Origin of the sequence: Paracoccus solventivorans, assembly GCF_900142875.1 — a bacterium.
GTDB classification, from domain to species: domain Bacteria; phylum Pseudomonadota; class Alphaproteobacteria; order Rhodobacterales; family Rhodobacteraceae; genus Paracoccus; species Paracoccus solventivorans.
This window is the reverse complement of record NZ_FRCK01000004.1, coordinates 24117-49125: the sequence shown is the minus strand read 5'-3', so window position 1 is coordinate 49125 and position 25009 is coordinate 24117. Positions and strand designations below refer to the sequence as shown.

Genomic DNA, 25009 nt, shown 5'->3' with positions numbered 1-25009 from the left:
GCGCGGGTCTGGGGGCGGCCCGGGGGCCGGGGGCGGGCGGGTGGGGCCGGCGGCCCCGGAATGCGGGACCGCGACCACCGGACGGCGCTGCGGGAACGCCGGAAACGGGCATGGCCCGGCGGGATCACCTGCCATCGTGCCGCGGCGGACGGCGCATGTGCGCAACGCTCTGCCGGGGTGCAGCTACAAGAGAATACCTGCCGGAAATCGCTTCGACATTCGAGCTACAAGCTGCCCGGCGGCCCGTCAATCAGTTGTCCCGCAGCTGCGGGTCACAAACCTGAAAGCCGGGCCGGAAAAGGGGTAAGGGGAGCGGCCCGGCGCAGCCCGCACCCGGCCCACGGCGCGGCGGGCGGATGCCCCGGCGGCTGCGATGCCCGTGATCTTGCGCGGCTTTTGCAGTCTGCGCGGCTTTGCCCGGCGCGCCGCCGTAGCGGGCCCTCAGCCCCGGGCGCGCGCCACGGCGCGGCGCAGCGCCGGGATGCTCATGGCGCCGCGATAGACGGCGGGCTGGGGTGTGGCGGTGTCCCCCGGCTGCGGCGTCGGGCCGATCGCAAAGCTGGGCGTGCCCTGCAGCCCCATCCGCGCCGCATGGGCCGCGCTGCGCGACAACAACCCGTCCCAGCGGCCGCGGTCGCGGCGGAACGCATCCTCGGCCGCGATGTGATCGACGCCCGCGCCGGCCAGCGCCCGGCGGATCTGGGGGGCGGCCAGCCGCCCCTCGGTCGCCATCAGCGCGCGGTGGGCGGGCGCATAGGCGCCCAGCGAGGCCGCCCCCAGCACCAGCTGCGCCGCCAGCACCGACGGCGCGCCGAACACCGGCCAGTCGCGCATCATCAGCCGGATGTTGCCGTCCTCGGCCACCAGCGCCAGCAAGTCCTCGTGCCCGCGCTTGCAGAACGGGCATTGGTAATCGAAGAACTCGACGATGGTCACGTCGCCCGCCGGATTGCCCAGCAGCGGGCTGTCGGGATCGGTCAGCACCTCGGTATCCGCCAGTTCGGCCGCGCGCCGGCGCAGCGCCATGCCGCCGCCGACGAACCCGGCCAGCACCAGCGCCCCGCCCGCGCCCAGCATCATCCGCCGCGTGTTGTCCATCTGCATCTCCGTCCGTCCGGCATGGCGGATGCCGCCGCTCCCGTCAGCCGCCCCCTTGTGATCACAGCCCGTCACGCACCCCAACATGCAGAAACCGCCGGCAGAATTATCCGCCGGCGGTTTCCGAAAGTCAGGTGGTGAGCCCGGTTGGGATCGAACCAACGACCCACTGATTAAAAGTCAGTTGCTCTACCACTGAGCTACGGGCCCCAACACAGGGCGTGTCCCTAAACACAGGTGCAAACGGGGTCAAGCGGAAAAGACCCGACCTCTGGCGGAATTGCGAGGGCAGGCGTATATCGCGGCGATGGACCAGCTTCAGCGCCCCTCGGGCGGCCTCGGCTTCATCAAGATGCACGGGGCCGGCAATGATTTCGTGGTGATCGATTCGCGCGCCGAACCGGCGCGGCGGATGACGCCGGCGCTGGCGCGGGCGCTGGGCGACCGCAACCGCGGCGTGGGTTTCGACCAGCTGGCCGAGATCCTGCCGCATCAGGACGCCGACTACCGGCTGGATTTCTGGAACGCCGACGGGTCTCAGGCCGGGGCCTGCGGCAATGCCTCGCGCTGCGTGGCCGACCTGATGCTGCGCGAGCTGGGCCGCGACCGGGTGCGTTTCGCCACGGGCCGCGGGATGCTGGAGGCGCGGCACGACGGCGGCGCGGTCCACGTCAACATGGGGCCGCCGCAGCTGGCGTGGGACCAGATACCGCTGGCGCAAGAGGTCGACACCGACGCCCTGCCGCTGGAGCTGACGCCCGCGGCCGTCGGCATGGGCAACCCGCATTGCGTGTTCTTTGTCGATGACGCCGAGGTGGTGCCGCTGGAAATCCTGGGCCCGCGGATCGAGAATCACCCGCTGTTTCCCCAGCGCACCAACGTGGAATTCGCCAGCCTGACCGGCCCCGACCACCTGCGGATGCGGGTGTGGGAACGCGGTGCGGGCGTGACGCTGGCCTGCGGCTCGGGCGCCTGCGCGGTGGCGGTGGCGGCGCATCGGCGCGGGCTGACCGGGCGGCGGGTGGTGCTGGATCTGGACGGCGGCACCCTGACGGTGGACTGGCGCGACGATGGCGTCTGGCTGTCCGGTCCGGTGGCGCGGGTCTTTGACGGGGTGCTGTCCCCCGACTGGCTGGCGGCGGTCGGATGAGCGCGGCCCCGATCCTCGCCACGCTGGGCTGCCGGCTGAACGCCTATGAATCCGAGGCGATGGCCGAGATGGCCGAGGCCGCCGGGCTGCAAGGCGCGGTGATCGTGAACACCTGCGCGGTCACGGCCGAGGCGGTGCGCAAGGCCCGCCAGGAAATCCGCCGGCTTGCCCGCGAAAACCCCGGCGCCCCGATCATCGTCACCGGCTGCGCCGCGCAGACCGAGCCCGAGACCTTCGCCGCCATGCCCGAGGTCGCCCGCGTCATCGGCAACCACGAAAAGATGCAGCCCGCCACCTGGTCGGCGCTGGCCGCCCCCGATTTCGGGACCGAGCGGGTGATGGTCGACGACATCATGTCGGTGCGCGAGACCGCCGGCCACCTGATCGACGGCTTCGGCCGGCATCGCGCCTATGTGCAGGTGCAGAACGGCTGCGACCACCGCTGCACCTTCTGCATCATCCCTTACGGTCGCGGCAATTCGCGCTCGGTCCCGGCCGGGGTGGTGGTCGAGCAGATCAAGCGCCTGCGCGACCGCGGCTTCAACGAGGTGGTGCTGACCGGGGTCGACCTGACCAGTTGGGGCGCTGACCTGCCGGCGGCGCCGCGGCTGGGCAATCTGGTGCGCCGGATCCTGAAGATGGTGCCGGACCTGCCGCGGCTGCGCATCTCCTCGATCGATTCGATCGAGGCCGACCCCGAGCTGGTCGAGGCGATCGCGACCGAGCCGCGGCTGATGCCGCATCTGCACCTGTCGCTGCAGCACGGCGACGACCTGATCCTGAAACGGATGAAGCGCCGCCACCTGCGCGACGACGCCATCCGCTTCTGCCAGGAAACCCGCTGCCTGCGCCCCGACATCGTGTTCGGCGCCGACATCATCGCGGGCTTCCCCACGGAAACCGAGGCGCATTTCCAGAACTCGCTGAAGCTGGTCGAGGATTGCGGGCTGACCTTCCTGCATGTGTTCCCCTACAGCCCGCGCAAGGGCACCCCGGCCGCACGGATGCCCGCCGTCCCCGGCCCGGCGATCCGCGAACGCGCCGCGCGGCTGCGGGCTGCGGGCGACGCGGCTCTGCGCGCGCATCTGGACGCGCAACTGGGCCGAACCCACCGCATCCTGACCGAAGGCCCCCACATCGGCCGCACCGAGCAGTTCACCGAGGTCGCGCTGACCCGCGACATGCCCGAAGGCGCGCTGCTGGATCTTGTGATCACAGGCCACGACGGGGCGCGGCTGACCGCCTGACCCGTTGCCCCCGCGTTGCGGCCGGATGGGTATTTATACCAGAAAGAAGCCCATCCGCAGCGCCAGTGACTTCTTTCTGGCCCAAATACCCATTGCCACGCCGCCACCGGCGCCGCGAGGCCCGGATAGGATTTGCGCACGCCGCCCGCTTGGCCTTAGCCTTGGCGCATGACGATCCTCTATACCCACCCAGCGTCCGAACGCCACGCCACGCCCCCCGGTCACCCCGAGCAGGTGGCGCGGCACCGCGCGGTGCTGGACGCGCTGGCGGACCTGCCGCTGGTGCACCGCGAGGCGCCGCTGGCCGATGATGCCGATGTGCTGCGCTGTCACCCCGAACGCTACCTGACCCGCTTACGCGCCGCGGTCCCGGCGCAGGGACAGGTGGCGCTGGACGGGGACACCTGGCTGTCGCCGGGCAGTCTCGATGCGGCGCTGCGGGCTGTGGGCGCGGGCTGCGCGGCCGTCGATGCGGCTCTGGCGGGCGAGGATCGCAGCGCCTTTGTCGCCATGCGCCCGCCGGGGCATCATGCCGAGCGTGAAACGCCGATGGGGTTCTGCATCCTCGGCACTGCTGCCATTGCGGCGAAACGGGCGCTGGACCATCACGGGCTGGACCGGGTGGCGGTGCTGGATTTCGATGTCCACCACGGCAACGGCACCCAGGACCTGCTGTGGACGGAAAAACGCGCGTTCTTTGCCTCGACCCACCAGATGCCGCTGTATCCGGGCACCGGGGCGGCCAGCGAACAGGGCGCGCATGGGCAGATGCTGAACCTGCCGCTGCGGCCCGGTTCCGGCGGGGCCGAGGCGCGGGCGGCGTGGACCACCATCGCCGCGCGGCTGCGGGACTGGGCGCCGGGGCTGGTGGTCGTCTCGGCCGGGTTCGATGCCCACGCGGCGGACCCGCTGGCCTCGCTGAACTGGGACGAATCCGATTTCGCCGCCATCACCGCGATGATCGTTGATGCTGCGGGCGCGGCGCCGGTGGTCTCGGTCCTCGAAGGGGGCTATGATCTGCCGGCGCTGGGCCGTTCGGTCCGGGCACATGTCACCACGCTTGGGGGAATTGCGGCATGACCGACGCCGAAATCGACAGCATGTCGTTCGAGGATGCGATGAAGGAGCTCGAATCCGTCGTCGGCAAGCTGGAACACGGCGACGCCACGCTGGAACAATCCATCGCGTTGTACGAACGCGGCGCCAGGCTGCGCGCCCATTGCGAACGCCGGCTGCGGCAGGCGGAGGAGCGGGTCGAAAAGATCATGCTGTCCGCCAGCGGCGAGCCCGCGGGGACCACGCCGGTCGAAGGGCTGTAAGGGTGGACCGGCTGGACGGTTTGCGCGCCTCGGTCGAGGCGGCGGTGGCGGATGCCATCGGCGCGGCGCTGGCGGGGCTGCCGCCGGGCGATCTGGCGGATGCGATGCGCTATGCCAGCGCCGGCGGCAAGCGGGTGCGGGCGCTGCTGGTTCTGGAATCGGCGCGGCTGCACGGGGTTCCTCAGGCGCAGGCGATGCCGGTGGCGGTGGCGGTAGAGCTGGTCCACGCCTACAGCCTGGTCCACGACGACCTGCCCGCAATGGACGACGACGACCTGCGCCGGGGCCAGCCCACCTGCCATATCCGCTGGTCCGAGGCGACGGCAATTCTGGCGGGCGATGCCCTGCAGGCGCAGGCGTTTGCGGTGCTGGCTGATCCCGTGGTCGGCCCGGCCGAGACCCGGATCGCGCTGGTCGCGCGGCTGGCCGCGGCGGCGGGGGCGCAGGGCATGGTCTGGGGGCAGGCGCAGGATATCGCGGCCGGGACCGCCGGCACCGCGCTGGACCTGGCCGCGACCGAGGCGCTGCAGCAGGCCAAGACCGGGGCGCTGATCCGCTTTGCCGCCACGGCGGGTGCGGTGCTGGCCGGGGCCGATCCCGCGCCGCTGGAGGAATACGCCACCAATCTGGGGCTGGCGTTCCAGATCGCCGACGACATCCTCGACGTGACCGGCAGCGCCGAGCAGACCGGCAAGCGCACCGGCAAGGACCTGGCCGCCGGCAAGGCCACATTCGTGTCGCTGCTGGGGCTGGACGAGGCGCGCGCCCGCGCCGCCGCCATGGTCGCCCGCGCCGAAGCTGCGCTGGACCCGTTCGGGGATCACGAAGCCGCGGGAAACTTGCGGGCGCTGGCGCGTTTCGTTATCCACCGCCAGACCTGACCACGGCGAGCCGCGGGCGCCGACTGCCCGTGAAAAGGGGCCCCTCATGACCGAATTGCCGCCGCGACCCGACACGCCGATGCTGGACCGGGTGACCTCGCCCGCGGACCTCAAGGCGCTGAGCGACCGCCAGCTGCACCAGCTGGCCGCCGAGCTGCGCGCGGAAACCATCAGCGCGGTCAGCGTGACCGGCGGGCACCTGGGTGCCGGGCTGGGGGTGGTCGAGCTGACCGTGGCGCTGCACGCGGTGTTCGACAGCCCGCGCGACAAGATCATCTGGGACGTGGGCCACCAGTGCTACCCGCACAAGATCCTGACCGGGCGGCGCGACCGTATCCGCACCCTGCGGACCGAGGGCGGTCTGTCCGGTTTCACCAAGCGCAGCGAAAGCCCGCATGACCCGTTCGGGGCGGGGCACAGCTCGACCTCGATCTCGGCGGCGCTGGGGTTTGCGGCGGCGCGCGATCTGGGCGGCGATCCGGGCGATGCGGTGGCGGTGATCGGCGACGGGGCCATGTCGGGCGGCATGGCCTTCGAGGCGCTGAACAACGCCGGCCATCTGGGCACGCGTCTGTTCGTGATCCTGAACGACAACGAGATGTCGATCGCGCCGCCGACCGGGGCGCTGTCGTCCTATCTGACCCGGCTTTATACCCGCGGCCCGTTTCAGGAGCTGAAGGCCGCGGCCAAGGGTGCGGTCAGCCTGCTGCCCCCGCCGATGCAGGAAGGCGCCCGGCGCGCCAAGGAAATGCTGAAGGGCCTGACCATCGGCGGCACCATGTTCGAAGAGCTGGGGTTTTCCTATATCGGCCCGGTGGACGGGCATGACCTGGACCAGCTGTTGCCGCTGCTGCGCACGGTGCGGGCGCGGGCCACCGGGCCGGTGCTGATCCATGCGGTGACGAAAAAGGGCAAGGGCTATGCGCCCGCCGAAAATGCCAGCGACCGCGGCCACGCCACCGCGCGCTTCGACGTGGTGACCGGGGTGCAGGCCAAGGCGAAATCCAACGCCCCCAGCTATACCAGCGTCTTCGCGAAATCGCTGATCGCGCAGGCCGAGCGTGACGAAAAGATCGTGGCGATCACTGCCGCCATGCCCGACGGCACCGGGTTGAACCTGTTCGCCGAGCGCTTCCCGCGCCGCTGCTTCGACGTCGGCATCGCCGAACAGCACGCAGTGACGTTTTCCGCCGGGCTGGCCGCGGGCGGGATGCGCCCGTTCTGCGCGATCTATTCGACGTTCCTGCAGCGCGGCTATGATCAGGTGGTGCATGACGTGGCGATCCAGCGCCTGCCGGTGCGGTTCGCCATCGACCGCGCCGGGCTGGTGGGTGCCGACGGCGCCACCCATGCCGGTGCCTATGACGTGGCATATCTCGCCAACCTGCCCGGTTTCGTGGTCATGGCCGCGGCGGACGAGGCCGAGCTGGTCCACATGGTCGCCACCGCCGCGGCGCTGGACGACCGGCCCTCGGCCTTCCGCTTCCCGCGCGGCGAGGGCACCGGGGTCGAGCTGCCCGAACGCGGCGTCCCGCTGGAAATCGGCCGCGGCCGCATCGTGGCCGAGGGCGGGCGCGTCGCGATCCTGTCCTTTGGCGCGCGGCTGGCCGAGGTGCTGGCGGCGCGCGAATCGCTGGCCGCCCGCGGGTTGGCCCCGACCGTGGCCGATGCGCGTTTCGCCAAGCCGCTGGACCGCGAGCTGATCCTGCGGCTGGTGCGCGAACACGAGGCGCTGATCACCATCGAAGAGGGCGCCATCGGCGGTTTCGGCAGCCATGTCGCGCAGCTGCTGGCCGATGAGGGCGTGTTCGACCGCGGCTTCCGCTTCCGCAGCATGGTGCTGCCCGACACCTTCATCGACCACGCCAGCCCCGAGGCGATGTATCGCGCCGCCGCGATGAACGCCCCGCAGATCGAGGCGAAGGTGCTGGAGGTTCTGGGCGTGATGCAACTTTCCGGGAAAAGAGCATGAGCGCGCTCGAACTTCCACGCTTTGAAGAACTCATGCTCCCTGTTCTTGAGCTGATTGCGAACGGTCGCGAGACGGTCAAAGATTCTTTGCCGGAAATACAAGTCCGTTTTTCTTTGAGCGACGAACAGATGGAGATGCTTTTGCCAAGTGGAAAGCAGACTACCATCAGTAATCGTATGCATTGGGCGCGCAATTACATGAAGCACGCTGGTTTGGTCGAGCCTGTTGCATGGGGCCGCTATCGTATCACTGCGCTAGGCAAAGATCTTCTAAAGACAAACCCGGAGCGCATCGACAAAGTGGCCCTTGCCCAGTACCCACTTTATCAGACGTGGCAATCACAGCAAATTCCCGGGGCCATCAAGGAAAGCCTTCCCATAGAGGAAGGGAAGGCGGAAACACCGGAAGAACGAATAGAAGCCGCATATGTGCAGCTGGACCTGGGATTGGCCGAAGAATTGCTCGAACAAGTCATGTCCCTTACGGCCGCGCGGTTTGAGCAGCTTATCGTCGAGCTCTTGATTGCAATGGGCTATGGTGACGGCCGGGCCGAAATGGGGCAAGCTATTGGAAAGTCGGGTGATGGCGGGATTGACGGAGTAGTCAACGAAGACAAGCTTGGTCTCGATGCTGTTTATATTCAGGCAAAACGTTACGCGCTAGAAAATACTGTTGGCCGTCCCGCGCTACAGGCCTTTGTGGGGTCTATGACGGGTGAAAGCGCGACGAAAGGGGTTTTCGTCACCACTTCGACCTTTTCCAAGGAGGCAAGGGAGTATGTGCGACGAGTCCAGCAGCGTGTTGTGCTTATAGACGGGGCAAGACTGGCGCGGCTTATGATCGATCACGGCGTTGGCGTCGTAATAGAAAAGACTTATGTCTTGCGTTCAATAGATGCGAACTTCTTTGAATCCGTTTAAAAGTGACCCGCAACACCCACCCCTCCGCCCATCCCGACGATCCGCATTACATCAACCGTTCCAACTGGTTGCGGGCGGCGGTGCTGGGGGCGAACGACGGGATCGTGTCGATGTCGTCGCTGCTGGTGGGGGTGGCGGCGGCGGGGCCGGACCCGCAGGCGGTGGCGCTGGCCGGGGTGGCGGGGCTGACCGCGGGCGCGCTGTCGATGGCGGCGGGGGAATATGTCAGCGTCAGCTCGCAGGCCGATATCGAGGCCGCCGATATCCACCGCGAGCGCCAGGCCCTGCACCACGAGCCCGAGATCGAGTTGGAGGAGCTGGTCCAGATCTACATCGGCCGCGGGCTGGCCCCCGACACCGCGCTGCTGGTCGCCTGCGAGCTGACCGAGCATGACGCGCTGGGCGCGCATCTGCGCGACGAGCTGGGGCTGACCGACGAGCTTTCCGCCAACCCGATGCAGGCGGCGCTGGCCTCGGGCGTGACCTTCACCGTGGCGGGGGGGATCCCGGTACTGGCTTCGGTGCTGGCGCCGGCGGCGGTGATGGTGCCGGTGGTGCTGGTGGTCACGCTGCTGGCGCTGGCGGCGCTGGGGGTGCTGGGCGCGCGCGCGGGGGGGGCGCCGGTGCTGCCCGCTCTCGGACGTGTGTTGGTCTGGGGGGTTTTCGCCATGGCGATCACGGCAGCGATCGGCCATGTCTTCGGGGCTGTCATCTGATCCTGGGGGTTCCCATGCGCCTTGTTGCCCTGATCCTGTCGCTGTTCGCCGCGCTGCCCGCCGGCGCCCAGACCATGCTGCCGACGCTGTTCGACGTGACCGGGGTTGCGGCGAACGACCGGCTGAACGTGCGGGCGATGCCGGACGCCTCGTCCTCGATCCTGTCCGAGCTGGCGCCCGATGCGAAGGGGGTCGAGGTGGTTGCGGTCCGGTCGGGCTGGGGGCTGGTCAATACCCACGAGCGGTCCGGCTGGGTCAACATGCGCTATCTGAAGGAACGCGCGGATGTTTGGCAGGCGGGTCAGGTGCCGGCCACGCTGAACTGCCTGGGGACCGAGCCGTTCTGGTCGCTGCGGCAGGTCGGCGGCAATCTGGTCCATGAGACGCCCGAGGCATCGCGCCTGCTGCAGCGGCGCGCGGTGGTGGACAACCCCAGCCAGCACAGCCCGGCGCGCAGCATCGTGGCGGGGGATGAGGGCGGCCGGCTGACCGTGGTGCTGCACCCCGCGCCCTATCCGGCGCAATGCAGCGACGGGATGTCGGACCGGGCCTTTGGCCTGTCGGCGACGCTGCTGTTCGAGGGCGCGGGCCAGGCCTCGCGGATGGAAAACGGCTGCTGCCGGCTTACCCAGTAGCGGCTTCCGCGGCCAGCATCGCCGCCAGCCCGCTGCGATAGTCTGGGTGGATCAGCCGCACCCCCAGCTCGCGCTTGATGCGGTCGTTCGCAACGCGCTTGCTTTCGGCGTAGAAGCTGCGGGCCATCGGCGTCATCTCGGCGGTGGCGAAATCCTCGGGCGGGGGCGGGCGCAGGCCCAGCAGGGTGGCGGCGTGCTCCAGCACTTCCTCGGGCGGGGCGGGGTCGTCGTCGCAGACGTTGTAGATGGCGCCGGGGAAGGGCCGCGCGATCGAGGCCGCCAGCACCTGCGCGATGTCCTGCACATGGATGCGGGAAAATACCTGCCCCGGCTTGACGATGCGCCGCGCGGTGCCGGCGCGGACCTTGGCAAAGGGGCCGCGGCCGGGGCCGTAGATCCCGGCCAGGCGGAAGATATGCAGCGGCAGCCCATGCGCGGCGGCCAGCGCCTGCCACGCGGTTTCAGCCGCCACCCGGTCGTGGCCGCGCCTTGTGGCGGGGGTCAGCGGCGAATCCTCGTCCACCCAGCCGCCCTGCCGGTCGCCATAGACGCCGGTGGTGGACAGATACCCCAGCCAGCGCGCCGGGCTTGCCGCGATGGCGGCGGCGAAGTCGCGCAGCGCCGGGCATTCGCCCGCATCCGGGCCGGCGCTGACAAGGATCGCGTCGGCGCGGGCGATCCGTGTCCGCAGCGCGTCCTCATCCCCCGGCCAGCGCCGCGGCTGCGCGCCGGTGGCTTTGATGCGGGCGGGGTCGTCGCGGGTGGTGCCGGTGACGGTCCAGCCCTGCGCGACCAGCAGCGGAGTCAGGTAGCCGGCGGAATAGCCGTGGCCGAGGACGACCAGATGCGGCGCGGCGCTCATGCCCGCGACAGCCCCATCACCTCGGCCCCGATGGCGAAGGACCGCATCCGCGCGTCCGGGTCCCAGATATTGCCGGTCAGGATCAGCTCGTCGGGGCGGTAGCGCGCGACCAGCGCATCGAGCTGCGCCTTGACCGTTTCGGGCGCACCCACCGCGCTGATGCTGAGCACCCGGTCCACGCTGGACTGATATTGCGCCGGCACCACGGCGTCGAGATCGTCCACCGGCGCCGGCAGCAGCCCCGGGCTGCCGGTCCGCAGCCGGTAGAAGGAAATCTGCGAGCTGGTGCGCAGCTTGCGCGCGGCCGCGTCGGTGTCGGCGGCGATCAGGTTGGCGGCCAGCATGAAGCGGGGCGCATCGCCCCACGGCCCCGGCTGGAAGCGTTCGCGGTAAAGCGCCAGCGCCTGATCCAGCGCATCGGGAGCGAAATGCGAGGCGAACGCATAGGGCAGCCCCAGCGCCGCGGCGAGGCTGGCGCCGTAAAGCGACGACCCGAGGATCCACACCGGCACATTCGTGCCTTGTCCGGGATGCGCCGCCACCGCCGCCCCGGGGCGCGCGGGCCCCAGATAGGACAGCAGCTCCACCACGTCGTTGGGGAAATCCTCGTTGCGGGACTGGCCGCGGCGCAGCGCGTGCATCACCGCCCCGTCGCCGCCCGGCGCCCGCCCCAGCCCCAGGTCGATGCGCGGGCCGTGGATGGTGGCCAGCGTCCCGAACGCCTCGGCCACCGCCAGCGGCGCGTGGTTCGGCAGCATGATCCCGCCCGCGCCGACCCGGATCCTGCGCGTATGGTCGGCGATATGGCCGATCAGCACCGCGGTGGCGGCGCTGGCGATGCCCGGCATGTTGTGGTGTTCGGCCAGCCAGTAGCGGCGATAGCCCCAGCCCTCGGCCGCCTGTGCCAGCCCCACGCTGCTGGCGATGGCGGTGCGCGTGTCCGAGCCCTCGGGCACCGGCGCCAGATCCAGAATCGAGATGTCCATGACTTCCAGATAGTCGCGCGGCGGCGCGCTTGCCAGCGGTTGCTTGCCTCGGCGCGGGGCGCCTGCCACTGTCGCGCCGGAAACAGGAGCCAGAGAGCAGCCCCGGAAGGAGCCCTGCATGGACCAGCCCTCACGTCTCTTGCCGGTCGAGACCCCCGAGCCGGCCGAGCGCGAATATTTCACCGACCCCGCCGCCGCGGTCGCCCGGCTGGAGGAACTTTATACCCGCGCCACCGGCTGGCTGCTGGACCGCTTTCTGGGCACGCTGGACGGCGGAGTGCCGCAGGCGCGGTTCCGCGCCTTCTACCCCGAGCTGCGCCTGACCACCGCCAGCCATTCGCATGGGGATACGCGGCTGGCCTTTGGTCATGTGGCGTTGCCGGGCAGCTATGCCGCGACCATCACCCGCCCGGACCTGTTTCGCGACTATCTGACCCAGCAGATCGGGCTGCTGATCCGCAACCACGGGGTGCCGGTGGCGGTGGGCGACAGCGACACCCCGATTCCGGTGCATTTCGCGGTCTCGACCCGCTCGGACCTGAATGTGCCGCAGGAAGGGGTGCTGCGGTTTTCGCTGCGCGACGTGTTCGACGTGCCGGATCTGGAAACCACCAACGACGACATCGTGAACGGGGTGGCGCAGCCTGCGCATGACGGCACCCAGCCGCTGGCCCCCTTTACCGCGCAGCGGGTGGATTACTCGCTGGCGCGGCTGGCCCATTACACCGCCACCGCGCCCGAGCATTTCCAGAGCTTCGTCCTGTTCACCAACTACCAGTTCTATGTGGACGAGTTCGAGGCCTTCGCCCGGCAGGCGCTGGCCGATCCGGCGTCGGGCTATACCGCCTTTGTCGCGCCGGGCGATCAGGTGCTGGAACGCCCCGAGGACGTGATCGCCACCGGCGCGAAATCCCCGCAGATGCCGGCCTATCACCTGAAACGCGCCGACGGGCAGGGGATCACCCTGGTCAACATCGGGGTGGGGCCGTCGAACGCCAAGACCGCGACCGACCATATCGCGGTGCTGCGCCCGCATGCCTGGCTGATGGTCGGCCACTGCGCCGGGCTGCGCAACAGCCAGCGGCTGGGGGATTACGTGCTGGCCCACGCCTATCTGCGGCTGGACCATGTGCTGGACGACGACCTGCCGGTCTGGGTGCCGCTGCCGACGCTGGCCGAGGTGCAGGTGGCGCTGCAGGATGCGGTGGCCGACGTGACCCGGCTGGAGGGATTCGAGCTCAAGCGGATCATGCGCACCGGCACGGTGGCCACCATCGACAACCGCAACTGGGAATTGCGCGACACCCCGGTGCACCGGCTCAGCCTCAGCCGCGCCATCGCGCTGGACATGGAAAGCGCCACCATCGCCGCCAACGGTTTCCGCTTTCGCGTCCCCTACGGCACGCTGCTGTGCGTCAGCGACAAGCCCCTGCATGGGGAACTGAAGCTGCCCGGCATGGCCACCGAATTCTATCGCGGCCAGGTCGCCAGCCACCTGCGCATCGGCGTCCGCGCGATGGAGCTTTTGCGCCAGCAGCCGGTCGAGCGGCTGCACTCGCGCAAGCTGCGATCCTTCCACGAAACCGCGTTCCTGTGACGCAGCAGGCCCGCGACCGGCGGAATCAGGCCACACCGCCCGGGAATTTCTTGCGAACTCATGCCGGAAACCGGGCAAATCGCGTCGAAAGGGCTTGAAATGCGGGTTGAAACGGGCTGTAGCAGAAAAATGCCAGGAAGAACTGGCACTGGAAACGCCCGCACCCAACGCGCGCACCAACGAGGAGACAGTTTCCCATGGCGACAGCCCCCGCGAAGCCCATGACCAAGACGCAGCTGGTGGCTGCGATGGCCGAGGAAATGGGCAGCGACAAGAAAACCGCGACCGCTGCGCTGGACGCGATTCAGGCGATCGTCGCCCGGACCGTGGCCGAGGGCGGCGCCCTGACCCTGCCCGGTATCGGCAAGGTCGCCTGCCGCGCCCGCCCCGAGCGTCAGGTCCGCAATCCGCAGACCCAGGAAATGATGACCAAGCCCGCCGACAAGGTGGTCAAGGTCACCATCGCCAAGGCGCTGAAGGACAGCGTGAACGCCTGACCCTTTGTCCCGGCAGGGCAGGATCATCGGGGTCGCGCCGGGGCGCGGCCCCTTTTCGTTTTCTTTCAGGGATGAGCCCAGCATGAACATCACCGTCGACGACGCCCTGTCCGAGGCCGGGGCCGGCCGCTTCCAGCGCCGGCTGATGGCGATCTTCGGGCTGGTCTGGGCGGCCGATGCGATGCAGGTGGTGGCGGTGGGGTTCGCCGCGCCCTCGATCGCGGCGAGCTTCGGGCTCGACATGCGCACGGCGCTGCAAAGCGGGACGCTGTTCTTCCTGGGCATGTTCCTGGGGGCTGCGCTGTTCGGGCGGCTGGCCGACCGGGTGGGGCGGCGCAACGTGCTGATCGTGACGGTGGCCTGCGACGCGGTGTTCGGGCTGGCCTCGGCGTTCTCGCCCGATTTCCAGTGGCTGCTGGCGCTGCGCTTCCTGACCGGGGCGGCGGTGGGCGGCACGCTGCCGGTCGATTACGCGATGATGGCCGAGTTCCTGCCGCCGAAGAACCGCGGCCGCTGGCTGGTCTGGCTGGAGGGGTTCTGGGCGCTGGGCACGCTGATCGTGGCGCTGACCGCCTGGGCGGCGGCAACCTGGGCGCTGGGGGCGCCGTGGAAGCTGATCTACATCGTCGCGGCGCTGCCGGCCTGCATCGGGATCTTCCTGCGGCTGTGGGTGCCGGAATCGCCCATGTATCTGCTGCGCCGTGACCGCGAGCCGCAGGCCCGCGCGATCATCAACCGGGTGCGGGTGGCCAACGGCGCCCCCGCCCTGCCCGAGGGCGCGCGGCTGATCCTGCCGCCCACCGCGCCCACGCCGGCGGGCGGCATCCTTGCCCCCGGGCTTGCCCGCACCACGCTGGCGGTGCTGTCGGTGTGGTTCCTGGTGTCGCTCAGCTATTACGGCGTCTTCGTCTGGCTGCCCGGCAAGCTGGCGACCGAGGGCTTCGGCTTTGTCCGCGGCTATGGCTTCCTGGTGGTGCTCGCCTTGGCGCAGCTGCCCGGCTATGCGCTGGCGGCCTGGGGGGTGGACAATTGGGGGCGGCAGCGGACGCTGCGCATCTTCCTGATGCTGTCGGCGCTGGGCTGTCTTGCCTTCGTCACCGCCGGCTCGGCGCTGCTGGTCGCCGGGGCGCTGATGCTGATGAGCTTTGCGCTGCTGGGCACCTGGGGCGCGCTTTACGCCCTGACCCCCGAGGTCTATCCGACCACGCTGCGCGCCACCGGCATGGGCATGGCCGGGGCGATCGCGCGGCTGGGCGGGCTGGCCGCGCCCTCGGTGCTGGCGGTGCTGGCGACCAGCGACTTCAACGCGATGATCGGACTGTTCGCGGCGCTTCTGGTGCTGGCGGCGGTGCTGTCATTCGCCATCGGGCGCGAAACCCGCGGCGTCTCGATCGCCTGACCCGCCTGGCGTCGCCGCCGCATGGGTATTTGGACCAGAAAGAAGTCACCAAAGCGGCGGGCTTCTTTCTGGCTCAAATACCCGTTGCAACGGTAACGAGGGACGCAGGCCCGCAGGCTCAGGGCCGCACGAACACGCGCGAGGGGTGGACCTCGCCCCCCATGTAGCGGCCGATGGCGATGGCCCGGCCCTGGTGGCTGACCCAGACCTCGGCCCCGTAATCTTCATGGTCCAGCACCTGCCCCGGGTTGCCGTTGGCGATGCGGGCCGCGCCCTGGTCGGAGGCGCGCATCTGCGGCAGGTCGAGTGCCGCCTGGATCGGCAGCAGCGCCCCTTCCAGCTGTGCCTGCGCGGCGCGGTCGATCCGCTCGAACGGGATCGCCTCGGCCACGTCGAAGGGGCCCGACCAGACCCGGCGCAGGCTGTGGACATGGCCGAGGCACCCCAGCGCCCGGCCCAGATCGCGGGCGATGGCGCGGACATAGCCGCCCTTGCCGCAGACCAGCCGCAGATCGGCCTGATCGTCGCGGGCCCCGGTCAGCGTCAGTTCCTCGACCCACAGCGGCCGGGCGGCAAGGGTGAAATCCTCGCCCTCGCGCGCAAGGGTATAGGCGCGCGCCCCGTCCACCTTGACGGCGGACACCGCGGGCGGCACCTGCATGATCTGGCCGCGGAATGCGGGCAGCGCGTCCTGGATCGCCTGCGCCGAGGGGCGGGCATCCGAGCGGCGCAGCACCTCGCCCGCGGCGTCGTCGGTCGCGGTCTCCGCCCCCCAGTTCACCGTGAAATCATAGGCCTTCAGCGCCTCGGTCAGGTAAGGCACGGTCTTGGTCGCCTCGCCCAGCGCCACCGCCAGCAGCCCGGTTGCATCGGGGTCCAGCGTGCCGGCGTGGCCGGCCTTTTTCGCGTCCAGCGCCCAGCGCACGCGCCCGACCACATCGGTCGAGCCCACGCCTGCGGGCTTGTCCACCAGCAGCCAGCCGGAAATCTCGCGGCCCTTCTTTCGTGCCATCAGGGGGTGCTCACATAGCCGATGATCGGACCCATCCGCCGGCCCCAATCGGCCCGGCCCAGCGCGGGCGCGTAAAGCCGGCTGATCGAGCCGTCGAAATACAGCGCATTGCGCGCGCCCAGCCCGTCGCGGAAGAACCGCGCGAACTGGTGAAAGGTGACCGCCCGGTCCGAGATCGCGAACCACGCCGTTGCCATGTCGCGCGACACGCCGACGCCGTTGCGGATGTAACGGCTGTCGCTGTCGGGCAGGAAGCGCGGGTGCAGCTCGCCGTCGATCAGCAGCAGCGGGCCGGATTGGGTCGCCAGCCGGCACTGCGGCTGCACCCTGGCAAAGCGGCGGCTTTCGATCACCTGGAACGGGGCTTTCGCACCCACGCAGAACACCCCGTTCGGCAGCAGCCCGAAATTGCCGCCGCCGCCCGCGGTGACAACCTGGCCCCGTTCCGCCTCGTTCGAGCGGAACAGCCCGACCGGGGACAGGTCCGCATGATACATCCCCGCGTTCATGGCGAAATCCAGCACCTCGCCGGGGGCAAGACGCTGGCGCACGGCGCGGAACTCGCCCAGCGGGCGGCCGTCGGCGTCGTCCAGCCACAGCCGCAGCCGGTCCTGCCGGTCGCCGGTGACGGTGCAGACGGCGTAGCGCACGCCCTCGAACTCCTGCGTCTCGCAGATGTCGGCCAGTGCGGGCAGGGTCATCGCCACCAGCGCGCCCATCGCAAGCCCCAGCCGGCGCCTGAGATCAGCGATCATCGTCCTCGTCGTCCCCGTCATCCGCACGCTCGACATCGCGGCGCACGCGCTCGTCGGACAGGATGCGGCGGGTGTCGTCCATGCGGTCGAAGGTCTCGTCCAGCACGAAGCGCAGGCTGGGCGCGTATTTCAGCGTCAGGCCGCGGGCGACCAGATGGCGCAGTTCGCGCGCATTGCGGCGCAGCGCCTCGAGCGCCTCGTCCGCGCCATGCCCGCCCAGCGGCAGCACATAGGCCGTCGCCACCTTGAGGTCGGGCGAGGTCCGCACCTCGCCCACGGTGATTGAGTGGCGGTTCAGATCCGGGTCGTGCACGTCGCCGCGCGCCAGCACGTCGGACAGCGTGCGCCGGATCAGCTCGCCCACGCGCAGCTGGCGCTGCGAGGGGCCGTGACCGGACTGGAAGCGATTGTTTGCCATGAGCCCCCATCTAGGGGGTCGCAGGGTCCGCCGCAACGGGCTAGAGCTTTGCCAAAAGGGGGATGCGATGGATCAGATGCACAAGCCCGGGATCGTGGTGGCGGGCGTGTCGGGCCGCATGGGACGGATGCTGGCGCAGGCGGTGCTGGAATCGGACGCATGCCGGCTGGCGGGTGCGCTGGAACGCGCGGGGCATCCCTGGGTGGGGCAGGACCTGGGCACCGCCATGGGCGGCGCGGCGCTGGGGATCGCGGTCAGCGACGACGCGGTGGCGACCATCGCGCAGGCGCAGGCGCTGATCGATTTCACCTCTCCGGCCGCGACGGTGGCCTATGCGGAACTTACGGCGCAGGCGCGGGCGGTGCATGTGATCGGCACTACCGGGCTGGACGCGGACGACTTGCGCCGCATCGCCGCCGCCGCCCGCCATGCGCCGATCGTCCGGGCCGGGAACATGAGCCTGGGGGTGAACCTGCTGGTCGGGCTGACCCGGCGGGTGGCCGCGGCGCTGGGCGAGGACTGGGACATCGAGATCGTCGAGGCGCACCACCGCCATAAGGTCGACGCGCCCTCGGGCACCGCGCTGATGCTGGGCGAGGCCGCCGCCGAGGGCCGCCGCGCCCCGTTCGAGACGCTGCGGGTGCCCGCGCGCGAGGGGATCACCGGCGCGCGGGTGCCGGGCTCGATCGGGTTCTCGGCGATCCGCGGCGGCGATATCGTCGGCGAGCATGACGTGATCTTTGCCGCCGACGGCGAGCGGGTGGTGCTGCGCCACCTGGCCACCGACCGTGCCATCTTTGCCCGCGGCGCCCTGCGCGCGGCGCTGTGGGGACAGGACAAGGGGCCGGGGGAATACGACATGGCGGACGTGCTGGGTCTGTAACCGGCAAGGCTGCGCCTGTCTGCGCCGTCGCAGGGTATTTGAACCAGAAAGAAGCCCTGCCGCGGTCTTGCGGGGGCGAGTGACTTCTTTCTGGTCCAAATACCCATGCGGCCGCGGCGCGGCCGGGACCGCGCCCCGCGGGGGACGATTCGCGGCCCTGCTGCAATGCAGCGCAAGAGCGTTGCGTGGTTTTGCAGATATCTCGGAGGAACTTGCGCCTATTGCGCCAGATCCGGGCAATTCAGGCAGCACATTCCGCGTCGGTGGGACGATCTTCGGTGCAATATCCCGTGGGGAGGATTGCTGCCATGAAGATCATCATCCTGGGCGCCGGCGTGATCGGCGTCACCAGCGCCTGGTATCTCGCCCGTGCCGGGCACGAGGTGACGGTGGTGGACCGTCAGCCCGCCGCGGCGCTGGAGACCTCGTTCGCCAATGCCGGCGAGATCTCGCCGGGCTACTCGACCCCATGGGCGGCGCCGGGGATCCCGCAAAAGGCGCTGAAATGGCTGTTCCAGCGCCATGCGCCGCTGGTGCTGCACGCCTCGGCCGATCGGGCGCGGGCGCGCTGGATGCTGCAGATGCTGGGGAACTGCACTTCGGGCGCCTATGCCACCAACAAGTCGCGGATGATGCGGCTGGCGATGTATTCGCGCGAATGCCTGGGCGCGCTGCGGGCGGAGACCGGGATCCGCTACGACGAGCGTACCCAAGGCACGCTGCAGGTGTTCCGCGAGGACAAGCAGCTGCGCGCGGTGGCCAAGGACATCGAGGTGCTGCGCAGCGACGGCGTGGCGCATGAGGTTCTGGACGCCGCCGGCTGCGTCGCGGTCGAGCCGGGGCTGGCCCATGCCCGCCACCTGCTGAAGGGCGGGCTGCGCCTGCCGGGGGACGAGACCGGCGACTGCCTGATCTTTACCCAGTCGCTGGCGGCGATGGCCGCGGCCGAGGGGGTCCGCTTCCTTTACGACACCAGCATCCACGCACTGGAAGGCACGGCGTCGCGGATCGAGGCGGTGCAGACCTCGGCCGGGCGGCTGGTGGCGGACGGGTTCGTGGTGGCGCTGGGCAGCTATTCGCCGCCGCTGGTCGCGCCGCTGGGGCTGCGGCTGCCGGTGCATCCGGTCAAGGGCTATTCGCTGACCATCCCCATCGTCGACGAAAGCCGCGCCCCGGTCAGCACGGTGATGGACGAAACCTACAAGGTGGCGATCACCCGGCTGGGCGACCGCATCCGCGTGGGCGGGCTGGCGGAACTGGCCGGGTTCGACCTGTCGCTGTCGCCGCGGCGGCGGGCGACGCTGGCGAAATCGGTGGGCGAGCTGTTCGGCGGCGCCGGCGATCTGGACAAGGCCACGTTCTGGACCGGGCTGCGGCCGATGACGCCCGACGGGACCCCGATCGTGGGGGCGACCCCGGTCGGGAACCTGTGGCTGAACACCGGGCACGGCACGCTGGGCTGGACGATGGCGGCGGGCTCGGGGCGGCTGATCGCCGACCTGATCAGCGGCCGGCAGCCCGAGATCCGCGCCGACGACCTGGGGTATGCGCGCTATCTGCGCGGCGGTGCCGGGCGCGCCCGGCCGCTGTCGCAGACGGCGCCGGCCTGAGGCCCCGCGCCTAGAAGTCGACGGCGATTCCCTTGCGTTCGTAGTCGCCGTAGCGCACCGGCTCGGGGCCGTCGCGGCCGCCGAGTTCGGGGGCAAGCGCCAGCGGCGGCGCGGTGCGGCGGCGCTCCTCGGCCTCGGCCAGGGCGCGGCGGGCGGCGGGCGGCAGATGCGCCCATTCGGGGCGATCTTCCGGGGTCGGGGCGGCTTCGGTCTGCGTGGTCATGGAAAACCCTGCGCTGATTGCGTATCGGTTCAGGGTCTAGCTAGGGACCGCGGGGGCAATGGGCAAGCGAAACGACGATGAGCGCCGGGAAACGGCCGGTGGCGAGGCGCGGCCGAAGCGGCGCGCGGCGGTCGATCCGGCACGGCAGCCGGGGGCGCTGCCCCCGCCGCCTGCGGCGGCCCCCCCGGGATATTTGGATAATGGAGAAGCTGCCAAGCGTGTCGCTGCGGCGAAGAAGCCCGGGCGCAAGCCGCCGGGCGGCCGCAAGGACCCGGGCGAGGGCAGGGCGCAGCCCGCGCCCCATGCCGCGCGGCGCGGGGCGCTGCGGCTGCTGGCGGCGGTGCGCGAGGGCGCGACCCTGGCCGAAGGCGAGGAGGCGCTGGCCGAGCTGAGCCCGGCCGAGCGCGCCCGCGCCCGCAGGCTTGCCGCCATGACCTTGCGTCACCGCAGCCGATCCGAGGCGGTGCTGGCCGGGCTGATCGACCGCCGGCCGCGGCCCGAGGTGATGGACCTGTTGCAGCTGGCGGTGACCGAGATGCTGGCCGGGGCCGAGGCGCCGCATGGCGCGGTCAATGCCGCGGTGGCGCTGGCGCGGTCCGGCGGCGCCAAGGCCAAGGCCGCGGCGGGGATGGTGAACGCGGTGCTGCGCCGTGCCGCCGAGGGGCAGGCGGCGTGGGAGGAAGCCGCGCCGCCGCGCCTGCCCGACTGGCTGCGCCGCCCGGTGGTGACGGAATGGGGCGAGGAGATCGCCGCCGCCATCGAGGCCGCGCATGAGCGTGGCGCGGCGCTGGACCTGACCCCGCGCGCACCCGGCGCGCCGGTGTCGGGCGAGGCGCTGCCGACCGGCAGCCACCGCCTGCCCGCCGGCACGCAGGTCACGGCGCTGCCCGGTTACGCCGAGGGCGATTGGTGGGTGCAGGATGCCGCTGCGGCGCTGCCGGTGCGGCTGCTGGCGCCGCGTCCGGGCGAAACCGTCGCCGATCTATGTGCCGCGCCGGGCGGCAAGACCATGCAGCTGGCCGCTGCCGGGGCGCGTGTCACCGCCATCGACCTGTCACCGCAGCGGCTGGCGCGGCTGGCCGAGAACCTGTCCCGCGTCGGGCTGGAGGCCGAGACGGTGGCCGCCGATGCGCTGGACTGGGCCCCGCCCGCGGCGCTGGATGCGGTGCTGCTGGACGCGCCCTGTTCGGCCACCGGCACCATTCGCCGCCACCCCGAGCTGCCGCTGATCCGCGACGGCGCGATGATCCCCGACCTCGTGCGCCTGCAGGCGCAGCTGATCGACCACGCCGCCGGCTTGCTGAAACCGGGCGGGCGGCTGGTCTATGCGGTTTGTTCCCTGCACCCGGCCGAGGGCGAGCGCCAGCTGGAGGCCGCGCTGGCCCGCCATCCCGGGCTGGCGGTCGAGCCCCCGGACCCCGGTGACTGGCCGGCCGAATGGATCACCCCGCAGGGTGCGATCCGCACCCGGCCCGACCACTGGCCCGGGTTGGGGGGGCTGGACGGTTTCTTCATCGCCCGGTTGCGGACGCGCGGTTAAATCTGCGCCACTGCCTGCGGATGCTTGCCATCCAGGGGCCAGTTGGGTGAAGCTGCCCGTCACGGAAAACCAGAACGGGGAGAAGATTGATGTTCGGCAAAACCATCCTGGGCGCGGCGGCGGTCGCGGTCATGGCGCTGGCCGGGACGGCCTCGGCGCAAGAGATGTCGTTCTTCCGCATCGGCACCGGCGGCACCGCGGGCACCTATTATCCGATCGGCGGGCTCTTGGCGAACGTGATCTCGGCGCCTCCGGGGTCGCGGGCCTGCGAGGACGGCGGTGCGTGCGGCGTGCCGGGGCTGGTCGCCTCGGCGCTGGCGGCCAACGGCTCGGTCGCGAACGTCAACGCCATCCAGGGCGGCACGCTGGAATCGGGCTTCGTGCAGGGCGACGTGGCGGCCTGGGCCTATACCGGCACCGGCATCTGGGAAGGCCAGCCCCCCGCGGACAAGCTGCGCGCCATCGCCAACCTCTACCCGGAATCGATCCACCTGGTCGCCTCGGTTAAGTCGGGCATCACCTCGGTCGCCGATCTGGCCGGCAAGCGGGTGTCGCTGGACGAGCCCGGGTCCGGCACGCTGGTCGATGCCAAGCTGATCCTCGAGGCCGCCGGCCTGTCCGAGGGCGACATCAAGCCCGAATACCTCAAGCCCGACCAGGCTGCCGACCGCATGAAGGACGGCCAGATGGATGCGTTCTTCTTTGTCGGCGGCTATCCGGCCGGCGCCATCGCGGAACTGGCCAGCCAGCAGGACGTGGTGATCGTCCCGATCGAGGGCGAGGTCGCCGACAAGGTGCGCGAAAGCGAGTTCTTTGCCGCCGACACCATCCCCGCCGGCACCTATGACGGGCAGGAGGCCGACGTGAACACCATCGCGGTGGGCGCGCAGTGGATCACCTCGGCCGACCAGCCGGAAGAGCTGATCTACGGCATCACCAAGGCGCTGTGGAACGACGCCAGCCGCGCGCAGCTGGATGCGGGCCACGCCAAGGGCAAGATGATCGTCATGGACAACGCGCTGGCCGGGCTGGGCCTGCCGCTGCACCCGGGCGCCGAGCGGTTCTATCGCGAAGCCGGGCTGTTGAAATGACCTGACCCGACGGTCACCCATTGGCCGCAGGCGGCGTGACCCGCCTGCGGCCGTCCCCGAGCCATGCAGGATCCCCCCATGACCGACCCGCGCCCCGCCCATGACGACGCGCCCGCCGAGGAACCCGCCGCGCTGACCGCCGACGAGCTGCAGGCGCTCGAGGAGAAATACGACCCCGAGATGCGGTTCCGCGACATGCTGCGGCCGGTTGCGATCCTGTCCGGGGTGACCCTGTTCCTGCTGAGCTGCTATCACTATTATACCGCCGGTTTCGGCATCCCGCAGGCGACCGTCCACCGCGGCCTGCACATGGGCGTCACGGTGTTCGTGGTGTTCCTAGCGTTTTCCGCCTTCAGCAACCGCGCGCCGATGCGGGGGCCGCTGGCCTTCCTGGGCGTGCCGCTGGTCGACTGGGCCTTTGCCATCGCCGGGGCGGTGGCCTCGTTCTATGTGCCGTGGATCTATGCGGAACTGGCGATGCGGGTGGGCAACCCCAACACCACCGACGTGGTGATGGGCACCATCCTGATCGTCACCCTGCTGGAATCGGTGCGCCGCTCGATGGGCTGGCCGCTGCCGGTCATCGCCATCCTGTTCATGGCCTATGCCTATTTCGGCCGCTACATGCCCGGGGTGCTGGTCCATCCCGGCGCCAGCTGGACGAACATCGCCAACCACCTCTACCTGACCTCGCAGGGGATCTACGGCACCGCGCTGGGTGTGATCGCGACCTATGTGTTCCATTTCGTCCTGTTCGGGGTGATGGCGACGCGGATCGGGCTGGGGCAGCTGTTCATCGACGTGGCCTCGGCCGCGGCGGGGCGCTATGCGGGCGGGCCGGCCAAGGTCTCGGTGCTGTCCTCGGCGCTGCTGGGCTCGATCTCGGGGTCGTCCATCGCCAACACGGTCACCACCGGTTCGCTGACCATCCCGGCGATGATCCGCATCGGCTATCCCCGCCACTTCGCCGCGGCGGTCGAGGCCGCGGCCTCGACCGGCGGGCAGATCACCCCCCCGGTGATGGGGGCGGTGGCGTTCCTGATGATCGAATACCTGGGCCTGCCGCTGACCACGATCCTGACCGCGGCGCTGGTCCCGGCCTTCATGCATTTCTTCGGCGTGCTGGTGCAGGTCCATCTGGAGGCGAAGCGCCTGGGGATGCGCGGCCTGCACCCCAGCGAGCTGCCCAACGTGTGGAAGGTGCTGCGCGCGGGCTGGCTGACGGTGGTGCCGCTGATCGTGCTGATCGGGATCCTGCTGTCGGGCCGCACCCCCTTTGCCGCCGCCTTCTGGTCGATCACCGCCTGTATCGGGGTGCTGATCTGGCAGGAGCTTTCGACCAAGAGCCTGCTGGACGGCATCAAGGGCATCGCCCACGGCATCTACGAGGGCTTTGTGCTGGGCGCGCGGCAGTCGCTGGCGGTGACCGCCGCCGCGGCGCTGGTCGGCGTGGTGATCGGGGTGGTGACGCTGACCGGGGTCGGCTTCAAGATCGCCTTCATGGTCACCTCGATCGCGGCGGGCTGGGCGCAGGACGTCTCTGGCTGGCTGGCGGTGCTGCCGTTCGAGATCATGGGCGTGCAGACCCTGACGCTGCTGTTCACGCTGATGCTGACGGCGGTGGTCTGCGTGCTGATGGGCTGCGGCATCCCGACGACCGCGAACTACATCATCATGATCGCGGTGGCGGCCCCGGTGCTGGGGCTGCTGCAGGTCGAGCCCATCGTCGCGCATTTCTTCGTGTTCTATTACGGGGTGCTGGCGGATGTGACGCCGCCGGTGGCGATGGCGGCCTATGCCGGCGCCGGGATCGCGGGGGCCAACGCCTTCAAGGCCGGCAACACCGCGTTCCGGCTGTCGATGGGCAAGGCGCTGGTGCCGTTTGTCTTCGTGTTCCAGCCGGCGCTGCTGCTGGTGACGCAGGACTTTACCTGGACCAATTTCGGCCTGGCCTTCGGCGGCGCGGTGCTGGGGATCATCGCGCTGTCCTCGGCGATCACCGGCTGGATGTTCGCCTCGCTTTCGCTGGTCGAGCGGCTCTTGCTGACCTTTGCCTCGGTGCTGCTGGTGGCGCCGGACTGGACCGCCACCGGGATCGGGCTGGTGATCTTCGTTCCGGTGGTGCTGCGGCAATGGGCCGTGCGCGACCGCGGCGAACCCGCCGCCGCGGCCTGACCCGCGGCGCCCCCGGCAAGGGC

Annotated in this window: 24 protein-coding genes and 1 tRNA gene; 17 read left to right on the top strand and 8 right to left on the bottom strand. The window is 70.3% G+C overall.

The features are described 5' to 3' along the window. Nucleotides 1-441: 441 nt before the first annotated feature. A complete protein-coding gene (locus BUB57_RS08010; protein WP_073065553.1) occupies nucleotides 442-1098 on the bottom strand; it encodes a DsbA family protein in 657 nt (218 codons plus the stop codon). A 135-nt stretch (nucleotides 1099-1233) separates the two neighbouring features. After that, nucleotides 1234-1308 (bottom strand) — tRNA-Lys (locus tag BUB57_RS08005). A 97-nt stretch (nucleotides 1309-1405) separates the two neighbouring features. Between BUB57_RS08005 and dapF the strand changes: the two genes are divergently transcribed. The 9 genes from dapF to BUB57_RS07960 all read left to right on the top strand — a co-directional run bounded on the left by dapF (nucleotide 1406) and on the right by BUB57_RS07960 (nucleotide 9938). Beyond that, on the top strand, nucleotides 1406-2248 hold the full coding sequence (gene dapF / locus BUB57_RS08000) for a diaminopimelate epimerase (protein WP_073064972.1): 843 nt from the start codon (nucleotides 1406-1408) through the stop codon (nucleotides 2246-2248). Further along, nucleotides 2245-3495 (top strand): tRNA (N(6)-L-threonylcarbamoyladenosine(37)-C(2))-methylthiotransferase MtaB, encoded by a 1251-nt coding sequence (gene mtaB, locus BUB57_RS07995; protein ID WP_073064968.1) that lies wholly within the window; start codon nucleotides 2245-2247, stop codon nucleotides 3493-3495. The genes dapF and mtaB overlap by 4 nt, the downstream gene beginning before the upstream one ends. A 168-nt stretch (nucleotides 3496-3663) precedes the next feature. Beyond that, a complete protein-coding gene (locus BUB57_RS07990; RefSeq protein ID WP_073064966.1) occupies nucleotides 3664-4575 on the top strand; it encodes a histone deacetylase family protein in 912 nt (303 codons plus the stop codon). Then, entirely contained in the window at nucleotides 4572-4814 is a 243-nt protein-coding gene (locus BUB57_RS07985; RefSeq protein ID WP_073064963.1) for an exodeoxyribonuclease VII small subunit, read from the top strand. The genes BUB57_RS07990 and BUB57_RS07985 overlap by 4 nt, the downstream gene beginning before the upstream one ends. Nucleotides 4815-4816: 2 nt before the next feature. Next, entirely contained in the window at nucleotides 4817-5695 is an 879-nt protein-coding gene (locus BUB57_RS07980) for a polyprenyl synthetase family protein (protein WP_073064960.1), read from the top strand. A gap of 46 nt (nucleotides 5696-5741) precedes the next feature. After that, nucleotides 5742-7667 (top strand): 1-deoxy-D-xylulose-5-phosphate synthase, encoded by a 1926-nt coding sequence (gene dxs / locus BUB57_RS07975; protein WP_073064956.1) that lies wholly within the window; start codon nucleotides 5742-5744, stop codon nucleotides 7665-7667. Continuing rightward, nucleotides 7664-8587, top strand: a complete 924-nt coding sequence (locus tag BUB57_RS07970; protein WP_073064952.1) for a restriction endonuclease — start codon at nucleotides 7664-7666, stop codon at nucleotides 8585-8587. The genes dxs and BUB57_RS07970 overlap by 4 nt, the downstream gene beginning before the upstream one ends. A gap of 2 nt (nucleotides 8588-8589) precedes the next feature. Beyond that, nucleotides 8590-9303 (top strand): VIT1/CCC1 transporter family protein, encoded by a 714-nt coding sequence (locus BUB57_RS07965; protein WP_073064949.1) that lies wholly within the window; start codon nucleotides 8590-8592, stop codon nucleotides 9301-9303. 14 nt (nucleotides 9304-9317) lie between these two features. Beyond that, complete coding sequence (locus tag BUB57_RS07960; protein ID WP_073064945.1) at nucleotides 9318-9938, top strand: SH3 domain-containing protein; 621 nt, start codon at nucleotides 9318-9320, stop codon at nucleotides 9936-9938. On the opposite strand, the gene BUB57_RS07955 is transcribed toward BUB57_RS07960, so the two are convergent. Then, nucleotides 9928-10800 (bottom strand): SDR family oxidoreductase, encoded by an 873-nt coding sequence (locus tag BUB57_RS07955; protein WP_073064942.1) that lies wholly within the window; start codon nucleotides 10798-10800, stop codon nucleotides 9928-9930. The two genes, BUB57_RS07960 and BUB57_RS07955, sit on opposite strands and share 11 nt — an antisense overlap. Then, nucleotides 10797-11786 carry an LLM class flavin-dependent oxidoreductase gene (locus tag BUB57_RS07950; protein WP_073065550.1) on the bottom strand — a complete coding sequence of 330 codons (990 nt, stop codon included), beginning with the start codon at nucleotides 11784-11786 and terminating at the stop codon, nucleotides 10797-10799. The genes BUB57_RS07955 and BUB57_RS07950 overlap by 4 nt, the downstream gene beginning before the upstream one ends. A gap of 118 nt (nucleotides 11787-11904) precedes the next feature. Between BUB57_RS07950 and BUB57_RS07945 the strand changes: the two genes are divergently transcribed. From BUB57_RS07945 to BUB57_RS07935, 3 genes are all read left to right on the top strand, one after another. Further along, a complete protein-coding gene (locus BUB57_RS07945) occupies nucleotides 11905-13383 on the top strand; it encodes an AMP nucleosidase (protein WP_073064940.1) in 1479 nt (492 codons plus the stop codon). A 197-nt stretch (nucleotides 13384-13580) separates the two neighbouring features. Continuing rightward, nucleotides 13581-13880, top strand: coding sequence for an HU family DNA-binding protein (locus BUB57_RS07940; RefSeq protein ID WP_073064937.1), 300 nt, complete (start codon nucleotides 13581-13583; stop codon nucleotides 13878-13880). An 82-nt stretch (nucleotides 13881-13962) separates the two neighbouring features. Next, nucleotides 13963-15279 carry an MFS transporter gene (locus BUB57_RS07935; protein WP_073064934.1) on the top strand — a complete coding sequence of 439 codons (1317 nt, stop codon included), beginning with the start codon at nucleotides 13963-13965 and terminating at the stop codon, nucleotides 15277-15279. 118 nt (nucleotides 15280-15397) lie between these two features. Here BUB57_RS07935 and truB read toward each other — a convergent pair whose 3' ends face one another. Genes truB through rbfA form a run of 3 tightly spaced genes read right to left on the bottom strand, consistent with a single transcriptional unit; the run spans nucleotide 15398 to nucleotide 17464 of the window. Further along, nucleotides 15398-16291, bottom strand: coding sequence for a tRNA pseudouridine(55) synthase TruB (gene truB, locus BUB57_RS07930; protein WP_073064931.1), 894 nt, complete (start codon nucleotides 16289-16291; stop codon nucleotides 15398-15400). Then, a complete protein-coding gene (locus BUB57_RS07925; protein WP_073064928.1) occupies nucleotides 16291-17046 on the bottom strand; it encodes a phosphodiester glycosidase family protein in 756 nt (251 codons plus the stop codon). The genes truB and BUB57_RS07925 overlap by 1 nt, the downstream gene beginning before the upstream one ends. Beyond that, nucleotides 17036-17464, bottom strand: a complete 429-nt coding sequence (gene rbfA / locus BUB57_RS07920; RefSeq protein WP_073064924.1) for a 30S ribosome-binding factor RbfA — start codon at nucleotides 17462-17464, stop codon at nucleotides 17036-17038. Before rbfA ends, BUB57_RS07925 begins: the two co-directional genes overlap by 11 nt. Before the next feature lie 76 nt (nucleotides 17465-17540). On the opposite strand from rbfA, the gene dapB reads away from it, so the two are divergent. Together dapB and BUB57_RS07910 are read left to right on the top strand one after the other, a co-directional pair. Then, a complete protein-coding gene (gene dapB, locus BUB57_RS07915) occupies nucleotides 17541-18347 on the top strand; it encodes a 4-hydroxy-tetrahydrodipicolinate reductase (protein WP_073065547.1) in 807 nt (268 codons plus the stop codon). A gap of 308 nt (nucleotides 18348-18655) precedes the next feature. Continuing rightward, nucleotides 18656-19957 (top strand): D-amino acid dehydrogenase, encoded by a 1302-nt coding sequence (locus BUB57_RS07910; RefSeq protein WP_073064921.1) that lies wholly within the window; start codon nucleotides 18656-18658, stop codon nucleotides 19955-19957. A gap of 10 nt (nucleotides 19958-19967) precedes the next feature. On the opposite strand, the gene BUB57_RS07905 is transcribed toward BUB57_RS07910, so the two are convergent. Then, nucleotides 19968-20180 carry a DUF1674 domain-containing protein gene (locus BUB57_RS07905; protein WP_073064918.1) on the bottom strand — a complete coding sequence of 71 codons (213 nt, stop codon included), beginning with the start codon at nucleotides 20178-20180 and terminating at the stop codon, nucleotides 19968-19970. A 58-nt stretch (nucleotides 20181-20238) separates the two neighbouring features. Between BUB57_RS07905 and BUB57_RS07900 the strand changes: the two genes are divergently transcribed. The 3 genes from BUB57_RS07900 to BUB57_RS07890 all read left to right on the top strand — a co-directional run bounded on the left by BUB57_RS07900 (nucleotide 20239) and on the right by BUB57_RS07890 (nucleotide 24986). Further along, nucleotides 20239-21720 carry an RsmB/NOP family class I SAM-dependent RNA methyltransferase gene (locus tag BUB57_RS07900; protein WP_084732039.1) on the top strand — a complete coding sequence of 494 codons (1482 nt, stop codon included), beginning with the start codon at nucleotides 20239-20241 and terminating at the stop codon, nucleotides 21718-21720. An 89-nt stretch (nucleotides 21721-21809) separates the two neighbouring features. Further along, nucleotides 21810-22811 carry a TAXI family TRAP transporter solute-binding subunit gene (locus BUB57_RS07895; protein ID WP_073064915.1) on the top strand — a complete coding sequence of 334 codons (1002 nt, stop codon included), beginning with the start codon at nucleotides 21810-21812 and terminating at the stop codon, nucleotides 22809-22811. Nucleotides 22812-22889: 78 nt separating this feature from the next. After that, the gene (locus BUB57_RS07890; RefSeq protein WP_073064912.1) at nucleotides 22890-24986 is read left to right on the top strand and encodes a TRAP transporter permease; all 2097 of its coding nucleotides are present in this window, start codon (nucleotides 22890-22892) and stop codon (nucleotides 24984-24986) included. Nucleotides 24987-25009 lie beyond the last annotated feature (23 nt).

Bases quoted from the DNA above. Each gene is read 5' to 3' on its own strand.
- BUB57_RS07970 (WP_073064952.1), top strand. From the start codon at position 7,664: ATGAGCGCGCTCGAACTTCCACGCTTTGAAGAACTCATGCTCCCTGTT.
- BUB57_RS07990 (WP_073064966.1), top strand. From the start codon at position 3,664: ATGACGATCCTCTATACCCACCCAGCGTCCGAACGCCACGCCACGCCC.
- BUB57_RS07985 (WP_073064963.1), top strand. From the start codon at position 4,572: ATGACCGACGCCGAAATCGACAGCATGTCGTTCGAGGATGCGATGAAG.
- BUB57_RS08010 (WP_073065553.1), bottom strand. From the start codon at position 1,098: ATGGACAACACGCGGCGGATGATGCTGGGCGCGGGCGGGGCGCTGGTG.
- BUB57_RS07925 (WP_073064928.1), bottom strand. From the start codon at position 17,046: ATGATCGCTGATCTCAGGCGCCGGCTGGGGCTTGCGATGGGCGCGCTG.
- BUB57_RS07945 (WP_073064940.1), top strand. From the start codon at position 11,905: ATGGACCAGCCCTCACGTCTCTTGCCGGTCGAGACCCCCGAGCCGGCC.
- BUB57_RS07890 (WP_073064912.1), top strand. From the start codon at position 22,890: ATGACCGACCCGCGCCCCGCCCATGACGACGCGCCCGCCGAGGAACCC.
- dxs (WP_073064956.1), top strand. From the start codon at position 5,742: ATGACCGAATTGCCGCCGCGACCCGACACGCCGATGCTGGACCGGGTG.
- BUB57_RS07910 (WP_073064921.1), top strand. From the start codon at position 18,656: ATGAAGATCATCATCCTGGGCGCCGGCGTGATCGGCGTCACCAGCGCC.
- dapB (WP_073065547.1), top strand. From the start codon at position 17,541: ATGCACAAGCCCGGGATCGTGGTGGCGGGCGTGTCGGGCCGCATGGGA.
- BUB57_RS07940 (WP_073064937.1), top strand. From the start codon at position 13,581: ATGGCGACAGCCCCCGCGAAGCCCATGACCAAGACGCAGCTGGTGGCT.
- mtaB (WP_073064968.1), top strand. From the start codon at position 2,245: ATGAGCGCGGCCCCGATCCTCGCCACGCTGGGCTGCCGGCTGAACGCC.
- BUB57_RS07950 (WP_073065550.1), bottom strand. From the start codon at position 11,786: ATGGACATCTCGATTCTGGATCTGGCGCCGGTGCCCGAGGGCTCGGAC.
- BUB57_RS07935 (WP_073064934.1), top strand. From the start codon at position 13,963: ATGAACATCACCGTCGACGACGCCCTGTCCGAGGCCGGGGCCGGCCGC.
- BUB57_RS07955 (WP_073064942.1), bottom strand. From the start codon at position 10,800: ATGAGCGCCGCGCCGCATCTGGTCGTCCTCGGCCACGGCTATTCCGCC.
- BUB57_RS07900 (WP_084732039.1), top strand. From the start codon at position 20,239: ATGGGCAAGCGAAACGACGATGAGCGCCGGGAAACGGCCGGTGGCGAG.
- BUB57_RS07895 (WP_073064915.1), top strand. From the start codon at position 21,810: ATGTTCGGCAAAACCATCCTGGGCGCGGCGGCGGTCGCGGTCATGGCG.
- truB (WP_073064931.1), bottom strand. From the start codon at position 16,291: ATGGCACGAAAGAAGGGCCGCGAGATTTCCGGCTGGCTGCTGGTGGAC.
- dapF (WP_073064972.1), top strand. From the start codon at position 1,406: ATGGACCAGCTTCAGCGCCCCTCGGGCGGCCTCGGCTTCATCAAGATG.
- BUB57_RS07905 (WP_073064918.1), bottom strand. From the start codon at position 20,180: ATGACCACGCAGACCGAAGCCGCCCCGACCCCGGAAGATCGCCCCGAA.
- BUB57_RS07960 (WP_073064945.1), top strand. From the start codon at position 9,318: ATGCGCCTTGTTGCCCTGATCCTGTCGCTGTTCGCCGCGCTGCCCGCC.
- rbfA (WP_073064924.1), bottom strand. From the start codon at position 17,464: ATGGCAAACAATCGCTTCCAGTCCGGTCACGGCCCCTCGCAGCGCCAG.